This is a genomic window from Nocardia sp. NPDC051321, assembly GCF_044455225.1.
In the GTDB taxonomy this organism is placed as follows: Bacteria; Actinomycetota; Actinomycetes; order Mycobacteriales; family Mycobacteriaceae; genus Nocardia.
Map to the genome: position 1 here is coordinate 122,528 of NZ_JBITEM010000001.1, position 18,388 is coordinate 140,915.

The 18,388-nt window shown below is 69.0% G+C and carries 1 protein-coding gene (only partly in view); it reads left to right on the top strand.

Going from position 1 to position 18,388, the window contains the following annotated elements; genetic code table 11:
• Positions 1–18,298, top strand: partial view of a non-ribosomal peptide synthase/polyketide synthase gene (locus ACIA8C_RS00515; RefSeq protein ID WP_397130128.1) — the 3' end only. 25,469 nt of this gene lie to the left of the window's left edge; 18,298 of the gene's 43,767 nt are visible here — the last part of the coding sequence; the start codon falls outside the window, past its left edge; it ends in the stop codon at positions 18,296–18,298.
• Positions 18,299–18,388: the final 90 nt, after the last annotated feature.

Here is an 18,388-nt window from a genome sequence, read left to right on the forward strand (position 1 = left end):
CTCGGTCGCCGTGGTCGACCCTGCCACCGGTGATTCGCTGACCTACGCCGAGTTCAGTGCTCGCGTGCATCGGTTGGCGCACAAGCTGATCGAGGCCGGAGTCGGCCCTGAGTCTCTGGTCGCTCTGGGTCTGCGGCGCTCGGTCGATCTCGTGGTTGCCGCTTACGCCGTGCACGAGGCCGGTGGCGGTTACGTGCCGCTGGATCTCGACCAGCCCGCCGACCGGGTGAACTACGTGCTCGAGTCGGCCGATCCGGTGTGTGTGCTGACCACGTCCCGCGACGGGTTCGAGGCGGATGGCCGGACCACGCTGTCGATCGACGAACTGGATCTGTCCGGCTACTCGGACGCGCCGCTCACCGACGCCGACCGGCTCGCGCCGCTGCGCCCGGAGCATCCGGCGTACGTGATCTTCACGTCCGGCTCGACCGGTCGCCCCAAAGGTGTCGCGGTGCCGCATGCGGCCGTGGTGAACCAGATCCGTTGGATCACCGGCGAATACGGCATCGGCGCCGACGACATCGTGTTGTTCAAGACGCCCGCGACCTTCGACGTGTCGGTGTGGGAACTGTTCGGCTCGATGACCACCGGCGGCCGCATCGTGGTGGCCAGCGCGGACGGACATCGCGACCCGCAGTACCTCGCCGACGTGATCGCCGCCGAACGCGTCACCATGACCTCGTTCGTGCCGTCGATGCTGACGGTGTTCGCCGGAAACGTCGATATCACCGACGGCAGCGACGCGCTCGCCTCGCTGCGGACGCTGTTCATCGCCGGTGAGGCGTTCACCGCCGAAGCGGTCGACGCGATCCGCCGGGTCAGCTCGGCTGAGCTCTACAACCTCTATGGCCCAACGGAATTCACCGTGCACGCCACGCACGGCCCGGTGGCCGACGACGTCACCGGTGCGGTGCCGATCGGTCTTCCGGTGTGGAATGCCCAGGCGTATGTGCTCGACGCCCGGCTGAAGCCGGTGCCGTCGGGTGTCGCGGGCGAGCTGTACCTCGCGGGCGCGCAGCTGGCGCGCGGCTACTTCGGCCGCACCGACCTGACCTCGGATCGCTTCGTGGCCAACCCGTTCGGTGCCGAGGGCGCCCGGATGTACCGCACCGGTGACCTCGTCACCCGCGGCGACAACGGCGCCATCGTGTACATCGGCCGCACCGACTTCCAGGTGAAGCTGCGCGGCCTGCGCATCGAGCTCGGCGAGATCGAATCCGCGCTCGCCGCACACGATTCGGTGGCTCAGTCCGTAGCCATGGTGCGCGCGGACGGGCACACCGGCGATCAGCTGGTCGGCTATGTGGTGCCGGTCAGCGGTGCCACGGTGGACGTGGACGAGCTCAGGACGCACCTGGCCGGCCGACTGCCGTCGTACATGGTGCCCGCCGCGCTCGTGGTGCTCGACGCCATGCCGCTCAACCCGAATGGCAAGCTGGATCGGCGCGCGCTGCCCGAACCCGCCTTCGAGGCAAGGGAATTCCGCGCGCCGTCCACCCCGATCGAAGAGATCGTGGCCAACACCTTCGCCGAGGTGCTCGGCCTCACCGCAGCCGATGGCGAACGCGCCGTCGGCATCGACGACGACTTCTTCGAGCTCGGCGGCAACTCGCTCATCGCGACCCAGGTGGTCGCCAGGCTCGGCGCCGCACTCGACACCCGTGTCCCGGTACGGATGCTGTTCGAGGCGCCGACCGTCGCCGCGCTGGCCGCGCGGATGGAAGCCAACCAGGGCACCGGACGCCGCCGCGAGCTGGTCGCGGGACAGCGTCCGGCCCGGATTCCGTTGTCGCTGTCACAGCAGCGGATGTGGTTCCTCAACCGGTTCGACACGGACTCGGCGGTCAACAACATCCCCCTGGCCGTCCGGCTCACCGGCTCGCTCGACACCGACGCGCTGCGCCAGGCCGTCGCCGACGTGGTCGACCGGCACGAGGTGCTGCGCACCGTCTACCCGGAGACCGCCGACGGTCAAGGTGTTCAGGTGGTGCTGCCCGCCGGGCAGGAACCGATCGACCTGACCCCGATCGAGGTGTCCGAGACCGAAATCCAGGACCGCGTCCGCGAATTGGTGCTGACCGGCTTCGACGTCACCACCGCGGTGCCGGTGCGGGCCCAGCTGTTCCGGGTGGCCGGTTCGATGGACGGCTCACAGCCGGACACCCACGTGCTGGTCTTCGTGGTGCACCACATCTCCGGCGACGGCTGGTCGGTGCGCCCGCTGGCCCGCGACGTGATGATCGCCTACGCGGCCCGCTCCCGCGGCGACGCGCCTGCCTGGCCGCCACTGCCGGTGCAGTACGCCGACTACGCGCTGTGGCAGCGGGAAACCCTTGGCTCCGAAGAGGATCCGTCCTCGCTGATCGCGCAGCAGGTCGCCTACTGGTCCGACAGCCTGGCCGGACTGCCCGACCAGCTCGACCTGCCGTCGGACCGCTCGCGGCCCGCCGTCGCGTCCAATCGCGGTGGGGTATACGAGTTCTCGCTCGACGCGCAGCTGCTGCGTGACCTGAACGCGCTGGCCAGGGAGCACGGCGCGAGCCTGTTCATGGTGGTGCACGCCGCGTTCGCCGCGCTGCTCGCCCGGCTGTCCGGCAGCGACGACATCGCCATCGGCACCGCGGTCGCCGGTCGCGGTGAGGCCGCACTCGACGACGCCATCGGCATGTTCGTCAACACCCTCGTGCTGCGCAGCGAGGTCGACCCCGCGGCTCCGTTCGCGGACCTGGTCGCGCACACCAAGGACCGCGACCTGGCCGCCTTCGGGCACGCGGACCTGCCGTTCGAGCGGCTGGTCGAGATCCTGAACCCGGCGCGCTCGCAGGCAAGGCACCCGCTGTTCCAGGTGATGCTGTCGTTCCAGAACACCGGGGAGGCCTCGTTCGAGCTGCCCGGTCTCGAGGTCGCCGGTGTGCCCCTTGACGTGGTGACGGCCAAGTTCGATCTGCACCTGAGCCTGTCCGACCGGTTCGACGCCGACGGCGCCGCCGACGGCATGACCGCGGAATTCGCTTACGCGACGGACATGTTCGACGCGGACACCATCGCAGGCGTCGCGGATCGGCTCGTCCGGCTTTTGACCGCTGTTGTCGCGGATCCGTCCGTGGCGATCGGCGATGTCGAGCTGCTGGATTCCGCCGAGCACGCGCAGGTGGTCGCGCGCTGGAACGACACCGCGCATGCGGTGGATGATTCGGCGACGTTGGTGTCGATGTTCGAGGCGCAGGTTGCTCGGACGCCTGACGCGATCGCTGTGACGTTCGAGGGGACGAGTCTGTCCTATGCCGAGTTCTCGGCCAGGGTGAATCGTCTTGCGCGTCATCTGATTTCGATGGGCGTCGGCCCGGATTCGATGGTCGCGCTCGGTATGCGCCGGTCGATCGAGCTGGTTGTCGGCATGTACGCGGTGAGCGTTGCCGGTGGTGCTTACGTGCCGTTGGATCCCGATCACCCGGCCGATCGCACGCACTATGTGCTTGATACGGCGCGACCGGTCTGCGTGTTGACCACAGCGCGCGATGAGTTCGACGCGGGGAAGACCCCTGCCGTCGAGATCGATCATCTCGAGCTGTCGGGTTACTCCGAGGCGCCGGTTACTGATGCGGATCGTCGTGCGCCGCTGCGGCCTTCGAACACCGCTTACGTGATCTTCACGTCCGGTTCCACGGGTCGTCCGAAGGGTGTTGCGGTCAGCCACGGTTCGATCGTCAACCGTTTGGTGTGGATGCAGGCCGAGTATGGTCTGGAACGCACTGATGTGGTGTTGCAGAAGACTCCGGCGACCTTCGATGTGTCGGTGTGGGAGTTCTTCTGGCCCTTGCAGATCGGTGCCCGCCTGGTCGTCGCGAAGCCCGATGGTCACCGGGATCCGGCGTACCTGGTCCAGGTGATCACCTCCGAAGAGGTCACCACCGCGCACTTCGTGCCGTCGATGCTCTCGGTGTTCGTCGCCGAGCAGCGTGCGGACGAGTGCACCAGCCTGGTCAACGTTTTCGCCTCCGGTGAGGCACTGCCCGCGGCCACCGCGCAGCGGATGCAGGAACTCACCGGCGCTCGCCTGCACAACCTGTACGGCCCCACCGAAGCCGCCGTCGACGTCACCTTCCACGAGGTGGACGAGGCCGACTCGGTGTCGGTGCCGATCGGTGCCCCCGTGTTCAACACTCAGGTGTACGTGCTGGATTCGCGGCTGCACCCGGTGCCGGTCGGCGTCGCGGGTGAGCTGTACCTCGCGGGTGTGCAGTTGGCTCGCGGCTATGTCGCGCGTCCGGAGCTGACCGCGGATCGATTCGTGGCCAACCCGTTCGGCGCGGACGGCCAGCGCATGTACCGGACGGGTGACCTCGTCACCTGGACGGCGCGTGGCGAGCTGGAGTACCTGGGCCGCACCGACTTCCAGGTGAAGCTGCGCGGCTTGCGGATCGAGCTCGGCGAGATCGAATCAGCGCTCACCGCACTGGATTCCATCGCGCAGGCCGTGGTGGTCGTGCGCTCGGACGACCGCCTCGGCGATCAACTCGTCGGATATGTCGTGCCGACCACCGGTCGGGCGATCGACATCGACGGCGTGCGCGCCGAACTCGGCGGCGAGTTGCCCGCGTACATGGTGCCCTCGGCGTTCGTGGTGCTCGAGCAGTTCCCGCTCAACGCCTCCGGCAAGCTCGACCGCAAGGCGCTGCCCGCGCCGGTGTTCGAGGCCAAGGTGTTCCGCGCACCGTCCACCCCGATCGAGGAGATCGTCGCAGGCACCTTCGGCGACGTGCTCGGTGTCGCCAGGGTCGGTCTCGACGACGACTTCTTCGAACTCGGCGGCAACTCGCTGCTGGCCACCCAGGTGACCGCGCGGCTCGGTGCCGCGCTGGACACCAGGCTCGCGGTCCGCGACCTGTTCGAGGCATCGACGGTGTCCGCGCTGGCCACCCGGGTCGAGCGCAACGCCGGATCGGGTAGGCAGCGGCCGAAGCTGGAGACGGGGGAGCGTCCCGCGCGGATCCCGCTGTCGCCGGCCCAGCAGCGCTACTGGTTCCTCAACCAGTTCGACACCACCACTTCGGCCGTCGACAACATCCCCCTCGCGGTGCGGTTGTCGGGTGCGCTCGATGTCGCCGCGCTGGAACAGGCGATCGGCGACGTGTTCGCCCGCCACGAGGTACTGCGCACCACCTACCCGCGCTCCGCGGACGGGCCACACCAGGTGATCCGGCCCGCGGCACAGTCCGCGGCCGCGCTCACCCCGGTCGAGGTCACCGAGGCCGATCTGCTCAACGCGGTCATCGCGTTCGCGCTGACCACCTTCGACGTCACCGTCGAGGTGCCGCTAGCTGTCGCGCTGTTCCGGATCGCGCCGGACGAGCACGTCCTCGCGTTCACCGTGCACCACGTGGCGGCCGACGGCTCCTCGATGGGCCCGCTGGCCCGCGACGTGATGGCCGCGTACGTGGCCCGCGTGCAAGGCGAGGCGCCGCAGTGGCTTCCGCTGTCGGTGCAGTACGCCGACTACGCGCTCTGGCAGCGCGCGGTGCTCGGGTCCGAAGACGATCCGGAATCCCTTGCCGCCCAGCAGGTCGCCTACTGGCGGACCGCGCTCGGTGGGCTGCCCGATCAGCTGGAACTGCCCGCCGACCGGCCGCGCCCGCCCGCACAGTCGTTCCACGGCAAGGCGATTCGCTTCGAGATATCCCCGGAGCGGCACGCCCGCCTGCACGAACTGGCCCGCGCCAACAACGCGTCGCTGTTCATGGTGGTGCACGCGGCGCTCGCCGTGCTGCTGTCGCGGCTGTCCGGCACCGACGACATCGCGGTCGGCACCCCGATCGCGGGTCGCGGTGAGCGCGAACTCGACGACCTGATCGGTATGTTCGTCAACACCTTGGTCTTCCGGACCAGGGTCGCGCCGGGCGACCGCTTCGCCGACCTGCTCGCCGACGTCAAGGAACGCGACCTCGAGGCGTTCGCCAACGCGGACGTGCCGTTCGAGCGCCTCGTCGAGGTGCTCAACCCGGTCCGCTCCACCGCGCGCAATCCGCTGTTCCAGGTGGGCCTTTCGTTCCAGAACCTGGCCGAGACCACCTTCGAACTGCCGGGTCTTTCGGTGAGCGCGGTCAACTTCGACTCGCAGCTGGCCAAGACCGACCTGCACGTCACGCTGTACGACCGCTACGCCGAGGACGGCACCCCCGCCGAGATCATCACCGAATTCGGTTACGCCATCGACCTGTTCGACGAGGACACGGTCCAGGGCTTCGCGGACCGCTTCGTGCGCGTGCTGGACGCCGTGGTCGCCGATGCCACCCTGCCGGTGGGCGAGATCGACCTGCTCGCCGATGACGAGCACACCCGCATCCTCAGCACCTGGAACGACACCGCGCACGAGGTCGACACGACCGCGACGCTGGTGTCGCTGCTGGACGCCACGGTAGCGGCGACGCCGGACGCGGTGGCGCTCGTCGCCGACGAGCCGACCGGTCAGCACCAGGCCCACCCGTCGCCCGACCACCCCCCCTCACGGATTCGCTTCGCGAGCTTGACTTACGCCGAGCTGGACACTCGGGTGAACCGCCTGGCCCGCTACCTGATTCAGCGTGGCGTCGGTCCGGAAGACCGGGTGGCGCTGGCCCTCCGCCGCTCCACCGATCTCGTGGTCGCCATGTACGCGGTCGCGAAATCGGGTGCGGCCTATGTGCCCATCGACCCGGATCAGCCTGCCGAGCGGACCGACTACATCCTCGGGACGGCGGCACCGGTCTGCGTGCTGACCACCGGTCGTGACGGATTCCGCACCGCCGCAACCGAGGTCGTACAGATCGACGCGCTCGACCTGACCGTGTTCGCGGCCGGGCCGGTCACCGAACGCCGCGGCACGCTCGCCCCGGCGAACACCGCGTACGTGATCTTCACGTCCGGCTCGACCGGCCAGCCCAAGGGCGTCGCCGTTCCGCACGCCGCGATCGTCAACCAGTTGCAGTGGGAGATCGCGACGTTCGGCCTCGGCGCCGACGACGCGATCCTGCTGAAGACCGCGGCGACGTTCGACCTCTCGGTGTGGGAGTTCTGGACCGCGGCCGCGTCGGGTGGGCGCCTGGTGATCTCGGCGGCCGACGGTCACCGCGATCCGGCCTACCTCAACGAGCTGATGCGCACCACCGGGGTCACCACGCTGCATGTGGTGCCGTCCATGCTGGACTCGCTGCTCACCGAATCCGCTGGCCGCCTGACGCATTCGCTGCGCCGGGTACTCGCCATCGGTGAGGCACTGCCCGCCGCGACCGCGCAGCGGTTCCGCCGTGACAACACAGCCGAGCTCTTCAACCTGTACGGCCCGACCGAGGCTGCGGTGTCGATCACCAGCCACCTGGTCACCGACGCCGACGAGCTGTCGGTATCGATCGGCGCGCCGGAATGGAACAGCCGCGTCTACGTGCTCGACGCCAGGCTGCGGCCGGTCCCGGTCGGCGTCTCGGGCGAGTTGTACCTGGCCGGTGCGCAATTGGCGCGCGGCTACTTCGGCAAGGCCGAGCTGACCGCCGACCGGTTCGTCGCCGATCCGTTCGGCGCGGCGGGCGAGCGCATGTACCGCACCGGCGACCTGGTGGCCTGGAATGCCACTAGGGGACGGCAGCCGGCGGAGCCGGCGGGGTGGGTAGGCACCGGCGAACTGGATTACCGCGGCCGCACCGACTTCCAGGTGAAGATCCGTGGCTTCCGCATCGAGCTCGGCGAGATCGAGGCCGCGCTGCTGCGTCAGCCCGCGATCACGGCGGCCGCGGTGCTCGCGCATACCGATCCGAGCATCGGCGACCGTCTGGTGGCGTACGTGGTGCCGCGGGCGGGTCAGCTCGACAAGCGCGGGCTGCAGGCCGCGCTCGCCGCGGAGCTGCCGTCGTACATGGTGCCGTCGGTGCTCATCCAGCTGGCCGCCTTGCCGCTCAACGCCAACGGCAAGCTGGACCGGAAGGCGTTGCCGCAACCCACCTTCGAGAAGGCGGTGTTCCGCGCGCCGGTCACCCCGATCGAGCAGATCGTCGCGAACACCTTCGCCGACGTGCTGCGAATCTCGGATCGGGAAGGGGCGGAATCGAAGCGGCTCGGCCTCGATGACGACTTCTTCGCCTGGGGCGGTAACTCGCTGCTGGCCACGCAGGTCGCCGCCCGCCTCGGTGAGGCGCTGAACACTCGCGTGCCCGTCCGGTTGATGTTCGAGGCGTCCACGGTTGCCGCGCTTGCGGTCCGGGTCGAGCAGCATGCCGACGCCGGTGGTCGCAAGGCGCTGACCGCGGCGCCACGCCCCGAACACATTCCGCTGTCGCTCGCGCAGCAGCGCATGTGGTTCCTCAACCGGTTCGACACCCAGTCGGCCGCCTACAACGTGCCGATCGCGGTGCGGCTCACCGGCGCCCTCGACGTGGCCGCGCTGCGTGCCGCGATCGCGGACCTGGTCAGCAGGCACGAGATCCTGCGCACCATCTACCCGCAGACCGACAGCGGTCCGGTGCAGGTGATCCTGCCGCCCGCCCAGGCCGTGCCGCGGCTGGACGTGCGCGTGGTGGCGCCGGCACAGATCGAATCCGCCGTGGTGGCACTGACTTCGACGATGTTCGACGTCACCACCGAGGTGCCGATGAAGGTCGCGCTGTTCCAGATCGCCGGGGAGGCAACGGATCCGGACGCGGTTTCGTCGGGTGGCTCCGCTCCCGCCGAGGTCGAATACGTCCTCGCGATGGTGGTGCACCACATCTCCGGTGACGGTTCGTCGGTCGGCCCGCTGACCCGTGACCTGATGATCGCCTACGCCGCGCGGTCGGCTGGCGAGGCGCCGAACTGGGCCCCGCTCGAGGTGCAGTACGCCGACTACAGCATCTGGCAGCGTGAGCTGCTCGGCAGCGAGGACGACCGGGAGTCGTTGGCGGCCAAGCAGGTCGCGTACTGGCGCCAGGCGCTGGCCGAGCTGCCGGATCAGCTGGATCTGCCGTCGGATCGGCCGCGTCCCGCGGTGCAGTCCTTCGCCGGTGGCAAGGTCGAGCTGCGCATCGACGCCGAGACGCATCAGGCCCTGATCGAGCTGGCCCGCACCGAGGGTGCGACGCTGTTCATGGTCGTGCACACCGCGCTCGCGGTGCTGCTCGCGCGGCTGTCGGGCACCGACGACATCGCCATCGGCACGCCGATGGCGGGTCGCGGCGAGGCCGTCCTCGACGACCTGATCGGCATGTTCGTCAACACGCTGGTGTTCCGCACCAAGATTGACGCCGGTGAGCCGTTCACCGAACTCCTTGCGCGGCAACGCGAGACCGACATCCAGGCGTTCGCCAACGCCGATGTGCCGTTCGAGCGCCTCGTCGAGGTACTCAACCCGGTCCGGTCCACCGCGCGGCATCCGCTGTTCCAGGTGGGTCTTTCGTTCCAGAACCTGGCCAAGGCCGGACTGGAGCTGCCGGGTCTTGCGGTGTCCGGGCTCGATATCGACACCGCGCTGTCGCAGTTCGATCTGCACCTGATCGCGACCGACCGTTACAGCGACGCGGGCGAGCCCGAGGGCATCACCGGGTTCTTCACCTACGCCACCGACATGTTCGAGCGGGATACCGTGCAGGGCTTCGTCGATCGGTTCGCGCGCCTGATCGGTGAGATCATCGCCGCGCCGCGCACCTCGGTCGGCGATATCGAACTGCTCGACGTCGCGGAACGCGCGCGGCTGGTGACCGGCCGCAATGCGACCGACAACGCGGTGGACACGGCGGCGACGCTGGTTTCGCTGCTCGACGCCTCGGTGGCGGCCGGGCCGAAGGAAGTCGCGCTGGTCACCGAGGACGGCGCGTCGATCACCTATGGCGATCTCGATGCACGGGTGAATCGTCTTGCGCGGCATTTGATCTCGATGGGTGTGGGGCCGGAGTCGCGGGTGGCGCTGGCGTTCCGGCGTTCGGTGGATTTGGTCGTGGCGATGTATGCCGTGGCGAAGTCCGGTGGTGCGTATGTGCCGGTGGATCCGGCGCAGGCTGCCGAGCGGACCAACTACATCCTCGAGACCGCGGCTCCGGTGTGTGTGCTGACCAATGCCGATGCCGAGTTCGCTACCGATGTCGCGCCTTTGGTCCGGATCGATCAGCTGGATCTGGCCGAGGTGGACAAGACCTCGATCACCGATGCTGACCGGGTGGCGCCGTTGCGTCCGGAGAACACCGCGTACGTGATCTTCACGTCGGGTTCGACCGGTCGTCCGAAGGGTGTTGCGGTTTCGCATGGCGCGATCGCGAATCAGTTGCAGTGGAAGGTCACCGAGTTCGGTCTCGATGCCGCCGATGCGATTCTGCTGAAGACCGCTGCCACCTTCGACCTTTCGGTGTGGGAGTTCTGGTCCGCGGCAGTCTGTGGTGGCCGGCTGGTCATCGCCGCGCCCGACGGTCATCAGGACCCGGCGTACCTGAACGAGCTGATGGCCCGCGAGTGGGTGACCACGCTGCACGTGGTGCCCTCGATGCTCGACGCACTCACGGCCGGTGACTTCCCGAACTCGCTGTGGCGGGTGCTGGCCATCGGTGAGGCGCTGCCGGGCGCGCTGGCGCAGCGGTTCGTGCGCGAGCACTCGCGTACCGAGCTGTTCAACCTGTACGGCCCGACCGAGGCCGCGGTTTCGATTACCAGCCATCGGGTGACCAGGGCGGACGAGACCTCGGTGTCCATCGGTCTGCCCGAATGGAACAGCCAGGTCTACGTGCTGGATTCGCGACTGCGGCCGGTGCCCGACGGTGTCGCCGGTGAGCTGTACCTCGCGGGTGCGCAGCTGGCGCGTGGTTACTTCGGTCGCGCGGATCTGACCGCGGATCGGTTCGTGGCCAACCCGTTCCAGCCCGGTGCGCGGATGTACCGGACCGGTGACTTGGTGGCGTGGAACGCCTCCGGTGAGTTGGAGTACCGGGGCCGCACCGACTTCCAGGTGAAGATCCGTGGTTTCCGCATTGAGCTGGGTGAGATCGAGGCGGCGCTGCTTGCGCTGCCGGAGATCGCGCAGACGGCGGTGGTCGCCAAGTCTGATCCGAAGACTGGTGATCGGTTGGTTGCCTACTTGGTGGGCGCCGATGTCGATGTGGTGCAGGTGAAGTCGGCGTTGACCGCTGGTTTGCCGTCGTACATGGTGCCGTCGGCGTTCGTGGTGCTGGATGCGTTGCCGTTGAATGTGAACGGCAAGCTGGATCGAAAGGCGTTGCCGGAGCCGGAGTTCGAGGCGCAGGCGTTCCGTGCGCCGTCGACGCCGATCGAGGAGATCGTGGCGTCGGTGTATGCCGAGGTGCTCGGTGTGGAGCAGGTCGGCGCGGATGACGACTTCTTCGGTCTCGGCGGTAACTCGCTGCTGGCTACTCAGGTCGCCGCCCGCATCGGCGCCGCGCTCGATGCCAGGGTGCCGGTGCGCGCGCTGTTCGAGGCGTCCACCGTCGCCGGTCTGGCCGTGAAGGTCGAACAGCACGCCGGTGCCGGTGGCCGTCGCGCCCTGGTGGCGGGGCCGCGTCCGGAACAGGTTCCGCTGTCGCTGGCACAGCAGCGCATGTGGTTCCTGAACCAGTTCGACACCGCGTCGGCCGTCAACAACATCCCGGTTGCCGTGCGCCTCACCGGCGACCTCGATGTCGCCGCGCTGCAGGACGCCGTCGGCGATGTCATCGCCAGGCACGAGACGCTGCGCACGGTGTACCCGGAGCAGGGGCGTGCCGCGAGCCAGGTGATCATGCCCGCCGAGCAGTCGGTGCCGGACCTGACGCCGGAAACCGTTGCCGTCGAAGACATTCAGCAGCGGATCGTCGACGTGATCACCGCGGGCTTCGATGTCACGGCGGAAATTCCGCTGCGGGCCAAGCTGTTCCGGATCACCGACGGCGAATACGTGCTGGTGTTCGTTGTCCATCACATCAGCGCGGACGGCTGGTCGATGGGCCCGCTGACCCGCGACGTGATGCTGGCCTACGCGGCCCGCTCGAACGGCGTGCCCCCTGGCTGGGCGCCGCTGCCGGTGCAGTACGCGGACTTCAGCCTCTGGCAGCGCGACGTGCTCGGCTCGGAGGCCGATCCGGCGAGCCTGATCTCGCAGCAGGCCGAATACTGGCGGGCCGCGCTGGCCGGGCTGCCGGACGAGCTCAACCTGCCCGCCGACCGGACCAGGCCGACGACCCAGTCGTTCAACGGTGGACGCGTGGTGTTCCCGATCGACGGCGAGCTGCACGGCAAGCTCACCGAGATCGCGCGGGAACAAAACGCGACCATGTTCATGCTGGTGCACGCCGCGCTCGCGCTGTTCCTCGCGCGCATGTCGGGCACCGACGACATCGCCATCGGCACCCCGATCGCGGGTCGTGGCGAGGCCGAACTCGACGACGTCATCGGCATGTTCGTCAACACGCTGGTGCTGCGCTCGCACGTGGAAGGCGACCTCACCTTCGGCGAGCTGCTCGCCAGGACGAAGGACGCGGACCTACAGGCGTTCGCGCATGCCGACCTGCCGTTCGAGCGGCTCGTCGAGCTGCTCAACCCGGAGCGCTCGACCGCGCGGCACCCGCTGTTCCAGGTGGCGCTGTCGTTCGAGAACCTGCCGGAGACGAGCTTCGAGCTGCCCGGATTGCACGTCGGGGCGGTCGATTTCGAGGTCGAGACGGCGAAGTTCGATCTGTCGCTGACGATTCGCGAGGCCGCGGCCGGCGGCGACGCGGGCATGTACGCCGAGTTCTCCTTCGCCCGTGACCTTTTCGACGACGCCACGGTCGAGGTCTTCGCGCAGCGGTTCACCAGGCTGCTCGACGCCATCGCCACCGAACGTGAGCTGCCGATCGGTGACCTGCCGCTGCTCGACGCGGACGAGTACGAGCTGCTCACGCACGTGCACGGCGAAGACGTGATGGCCACCGGGCTGCTGCCGGATCTGCTGCAGCGCGGCGCCAAGCTGAACCCGGAGCAGATCGCGGTCCGCTACCAGGGGCGCTCGATCACCTACCGCGAGCTGGACGAGTACTCGTCGCGACTGGCACGGGTGCTGATCGAACGCGGTGTCGGTCCGGAACGCATTGTGGCGCTGTCCTTCCCGCGCTCCTACGAGATGGTCGCGGCGTTCTGGGCGGTAGCGAAGGCCGGTGGCGCGCACGTGCCGGTCGACCCGACCTACCCCGAAGACCGCATGCGGCACATGATCAACGACTCCGGCGCGGTCATCGGCATCACCGCGACCGAGCACGTGGATCGCCTGCCGCGCGACGTCGAATGGCTGCGGCTGGACGATCCGGCGCTCGGCGAGCTGATCGAGGCCAAGTCGCCGGACTCGGTGACCGACGCGGATCGGATCTCGTCGCTGGCCATGCGGCACCCGGTGTATGTCATCTACACGTCGGGTTCGACGGGTATGCCCAAGGGCGTCACCGTGACCCACGCGGGCATGGGCGGTCTGGTCGGCGTCGCCACCGACCTCTACCAGCTCGAGGCGCACCACCGGTTCCTGCACATCTGCTCGCCGAGCTTCGACCCGTCGGTGCTCGAATGGCTGTGTGCCGCTTACACCGGCGCGACGCTGGTGATCGTGCCGTCGACCATCATCGGCGGGCCGGACCTGGCCGAGCTGCTGCGCACCGAGCGGGTCACGCACACGATCATCACCCCCGCGGTGCTCGGCACGGTCGATCCGGCGGGCATGGAGGCGCTCGAAGTCGCCTCGGTCGGTGGCGATGTCACCACGCCGGAACTGCTGGCCAAGTGGTACCCGGGCCGGAAGTACTTCAATGCCTACGGTCCGACCGAGACGACGATCATCTCGTCGTACGCCAGCCTGACCCCGGGACGGCACGTCACCATCGGCCTGCCGGTACGCGGCATGTCGGCGCTGGTGCTCGACAACCGGCTCAACCCGGTGCCGCCGGGTGTCGCGGGCGAGCTCTACCTCGCCGGTGGCGCGGTGGCGCGTGGCTATCACAACCGCCCCGACCTCACCGCGGAACGATTCGTCGCCAACCCGTGGAGCAACGAGGGCGCGCGGATGTACCGCACCGGCGACGTGGTGCGCTGGTTCGCCGAGCCGGGCGAGCGCGCGGGTAATGCCGCGGTGCCCGAGGTGCGCTGGGAGCTGGACTACGTCGGGCGCTCGGACTTCCAGGTGAAGATCCGCGGCTTCCGCATCGAGCTCGGCGAGATCGACACGGTGCTCGCGGCCCATCCCGACGTCGAGTTCGCGATCACGCTCGGCAAGCAGACCGCGGCGGGCGCCACGATTCTGGTGTCCTATGTGCTCGCGGTGCCCGGCCACGAGATCGACACGGTCCGGCTCGGCGAGCACGCCGCGCGCAGCCTGCCGCCGCACATGGTGCCGTCGGCGATCATGGTGCTCGACGAGATCCCGCTGACCCCGGTCGGCAAGCTGGACCGCAAGGCGCTGCCCGAGCCGGTGCTCGCGCCGCGCGAGTTCCGGGCACCGGCCAGCGAGATCGAGGCGGTCATCGCCGAGGTGTTCGCCGAGGTGCTCGGGGTCGAGCAGATCGGTTTGGACGACTCGTTCTTCGCGCTCGGCGGCGACAGCATCCTGTCCATCCAGCTGGTGTCGCGGGCCAAGGCGCGCGGCGTGGTGTTCTCTCCGCGCGAGGTGTTCGAGCGGCGCAGCGTGGCCTCGCTTGCCGAAATCGCCACGCTCGGTGCGGGTTCGGAGCAGGTGAAGCTGGAGGAGCTGCCCGGCGGCGGGGTCGGCGACATTCCGCTGACGCCGATCATGACGCAGATCCTCGCGAGTGGCTCGGCCTACGACCGCTTCTCGCAGACGATGGCGCTGCGGCTGCCGGACGGTATCGACCGGGCGACGCTCGTCGGGACCATCGCGGCGGTGTTCGACCACCACGACGTGCTGCGTACTCGGTTGCGCCGCAACGACGATCGGTGGGCCTTCGAGGCGCTGGCGACCGGTGCGGTCGACGTGGACGCCATGGTGCATCGGGTCGAGCTCGCCGCCGACGTCGACGACGCGGAGCTCAAGCGGGTCGGCAGCGAGGCGTTCGACGCCGCGCTCGGCCGGTTGGATCCGGCGAATGCCGTGATGGCGCAGTTCATCTGGTTCGCTTTCGAGGGCGAGCGGCGCGATGTGCTGCTCATCGTGGCGCATCACTTCGTGGTCGACGGTGTGTCCTGGCGCATCCTGATTCCGGACTTCGCGGTCGCGTGGTCGCAGCTGGCCGCCGGTCAGCAGGTTGCGTTGCCCGCCAACGGAACCTCGATGCGGCGCTGGGCGCACAGTCTGGCCGAGGCGGCCACCTCGGCCGAGCGGGTCGCGGAACTGCCGTTCTGGCAGCAGGTTTCGACGACGCCGGATCCGCTGCTCGGCGCGCGGCCGTTCGACCCCGCGGTCGATACGTTCGCCACGGTCGAGCGGGTCGAGGTCACCTTGCCTGCCGAGGTCACCGACGCGGTGCTCACCGCGATCCCCGGCCTCTACCGCGGCGGGGTGAACGACGGACTGCTGTCCGCGCTGGCCATGGCGGTCGCGCGCTGGCGGGGCATGGGTTCAGCCCTTGTCAAGCTCGAGGGTCACGGCCGTGAAGAGGAAGTCGTGCCCGGCGCGGATCTTTCGCGCACCGTCGGCTGGTTCACCACGGCCTACCCGGTCCGGCTCGATCTGGGCGGCGCCGACCTCACCGACGCGTTCGCCGGTGGTGCCGCGCTCGGCGAGATCGTGAAGTCGATCAAGGAGCAGCTGCTCGCGGTGCCGGACAAGGGCCTCGGTTACGGCCTGCTGCGGCACTTGAACTCGGCGACCGGTCAGCGGCTCGGTGCCTCGGGCCAGATCAGCTTCAACTATCTGGGTCGCATGTCGGCCGGGGAGATCCCGGAGCAACTCGCCGAAATCGGCTGGGTGCCGGTGGCCGACCTCGGTCAGCTGGACGGCGACATGGACCTGGACATGCCCGCCAACGCGACGATCGACATCAACGCGATCGTCACCGACGGCGCGGACGGTCCGGAGCTCGGCGCCGCGTTCGCCTTCCCGACCGGGTTGTTGACGCGGGAACAGGTGCAGGAGTTCGCCGACCACTGGGTCGCCGCGCTCACCGCGCTGGCGACGCACGCGCGGCGGCCGGACGCGGGTGGCTTCACGCCGTCCGACATGTCGCTGGTTCGGGTCGAGCAGACCGATATCGAGCTGTGGGAACGGAATTACCCGGCGCTGGCCGAGGTGTGGCCGCTCTCGCCGCTGCAGTCCGGTCTGCTGTTCCACGCGATGATGACCCAGGCGACGGTCGACGTGTACACCATGCAGGCCGTGGTTGACCTCGGCGGCGCGCTCGATGTCGAGCGGCTGCACGCGGCCGCACAGGGCATCATCGACCGGTACCCGAACCTGCGCACCGCGTTCGTCACCGACTCCGACGGGCAGGCCGTGCAGGTCGTGCTCGATCGGATCGAGGCGCCGTGGCGCGAGGTGGATCTCACCGCGCTGCCCGCCGACGAGCGGACCGCGGAACTGCGCAGGCAGGTCGCGGCCGATCAGGCGACGCACTTCGACATGGCGGTGCCGCCGCTGCTGCGGTTCACCCTGTTCCGCACCGACGAGAGCCAGTGGCACCTGGCGATCACCACCCATCACATCCTGTTGGATGGTTGGTCGATGCCGCTGCTGATGCGGGATCTGCTGGTGCTGTACGCGGTTCGCGGCGATCAGGCGGCGCTGCCCCGGGTGGCCTCGTACCGCAACTTCCTCGGCTGGCTGGCCGGACGGGACCGCGAGGCCTCGCTGCGGGCCTGGGCGACCGCGCTCGACGGCGTCAGTGAGCCGACTCAGCTTGCGCCGCAGCCGCGTTCGGCCGAGCAGTACGAGATCGGCAAGCTGGTCACCGAGCTCGACACCGACCGCACCCGCCAACTCACCAAGCACGCCGCCGAATTGGGCGTCACGGTGAACACGCTGGTGCAGGCGGCTTGGGGCATCCTGCTCGGACGGCTCACCGGCCGTGGCGATGTGGTGTTCGGCGCCACCGTCTCCGGGCGGCCCGCCGAGCTGCCGGGCGTGGAGTCGATGGTCGGCCTGTTCATCAACACGCTGCCGGTGCGGCTGCGCATCGACGATCGGCAGACCATCGGCAAGCTGCTGGAGCGGGTGCAGCACGATCAGGCCGATCTGCTCGAGCACCACTACGTGGGACTCACCGACATCCAGCGGGTGGCAGGCACCGGATCGCTGTTCGACACGCTGCTGGTGTTCGAGTCGTATCCGATGGACAAGGAGGCCATTTCGGCCGCCAGCTCCATCGACGGCATGTCGGTGACCGGTGTCGGCGTCAACGACGCAACGCACTACCCGCTGACGCTGCTGGTGACCGCCGAGGCGACGATCGAGCTGACGCTCAAGTACCTTGGCAGCCGGTTCTCCGCGGACGAGGTGGAGATCATGTCCGCGCGGTTGATCCGGGTGCTGGAAGCGCTGCTCGGCGATCCGGACGGACTCGTCGGCGACATCGACATCCTCGACGCCGGTGAACGGGCTCGCCTGCTCGTCGAATCCGGCATCACGGCAACCACTTCCGCGCCGGAGCCGACCGGCCGGGTCGGCGCGCACACGGTCGCCAAGGTGCTCGCCGAGGTGGTCGAGGAGGATCCGGAGGCGCCCGCGCTGCTCGCCGACGGCGACGAAATCGCTTACCACGTGCTGGATCGACGCTCCTCACAGTTGGCGCGGGTGCTCATCGATCGGGGTGCGGGGCCGGGCGACATCGTCGCGGTGGCGCTGCCGCGTTCGCTGGACGCGGTGGTCGCGGCCTGGGCGGTGCAGAAGGCCGGTGCGGCACTGCTGTTCGCCGGTGATCTCACCGTCGACGACATGGTCGGTGCCGGAACGACTTTCGGTATCGCGCTGAATGCGTTGCCGGACAGCCCGATTCAGTGGTTGGTCCCGTCCGAGCCGCGGATGCAGGCCGACCTGGTCGCGGCACCGTCGCACCCGGTCTCCTACGCCGACCGGGTCCGCCCGCTCGGCGAGGACCATCCGGCCTTCGTCGTCCCGACCGGCGACGGCGTCCTCGCCATCTCGCAGACCGAGGCCCTCGCCCGAGCCGAACACGTCCGCGAGGAGTACGGCATCGACTACGAGTCGACCACGTACACCACGGCCCGCTCCGGCCGCGCCGCCATGCTCGAGTTCCTGGCCGCCGCCACCGCGGGCGCCCTCTCGGTCCTCCCGACCGGCGAAGTCGCCAACGACCTAGCCGACGGCGAAGTCACCCACTGGTTCGTCACCCCGAGCGAGGCAACCGATGCGGCGGACCCCGAGGTCAAGATCGTGATCGCGGAGTAGAACGAAACGGCAATCCGCCTGTGCAGAGCGCCAACCAGCACTCTGCACCGGCGGTTTCGTCTGCCGCCGTGACCTAGATTGGTACGGGAT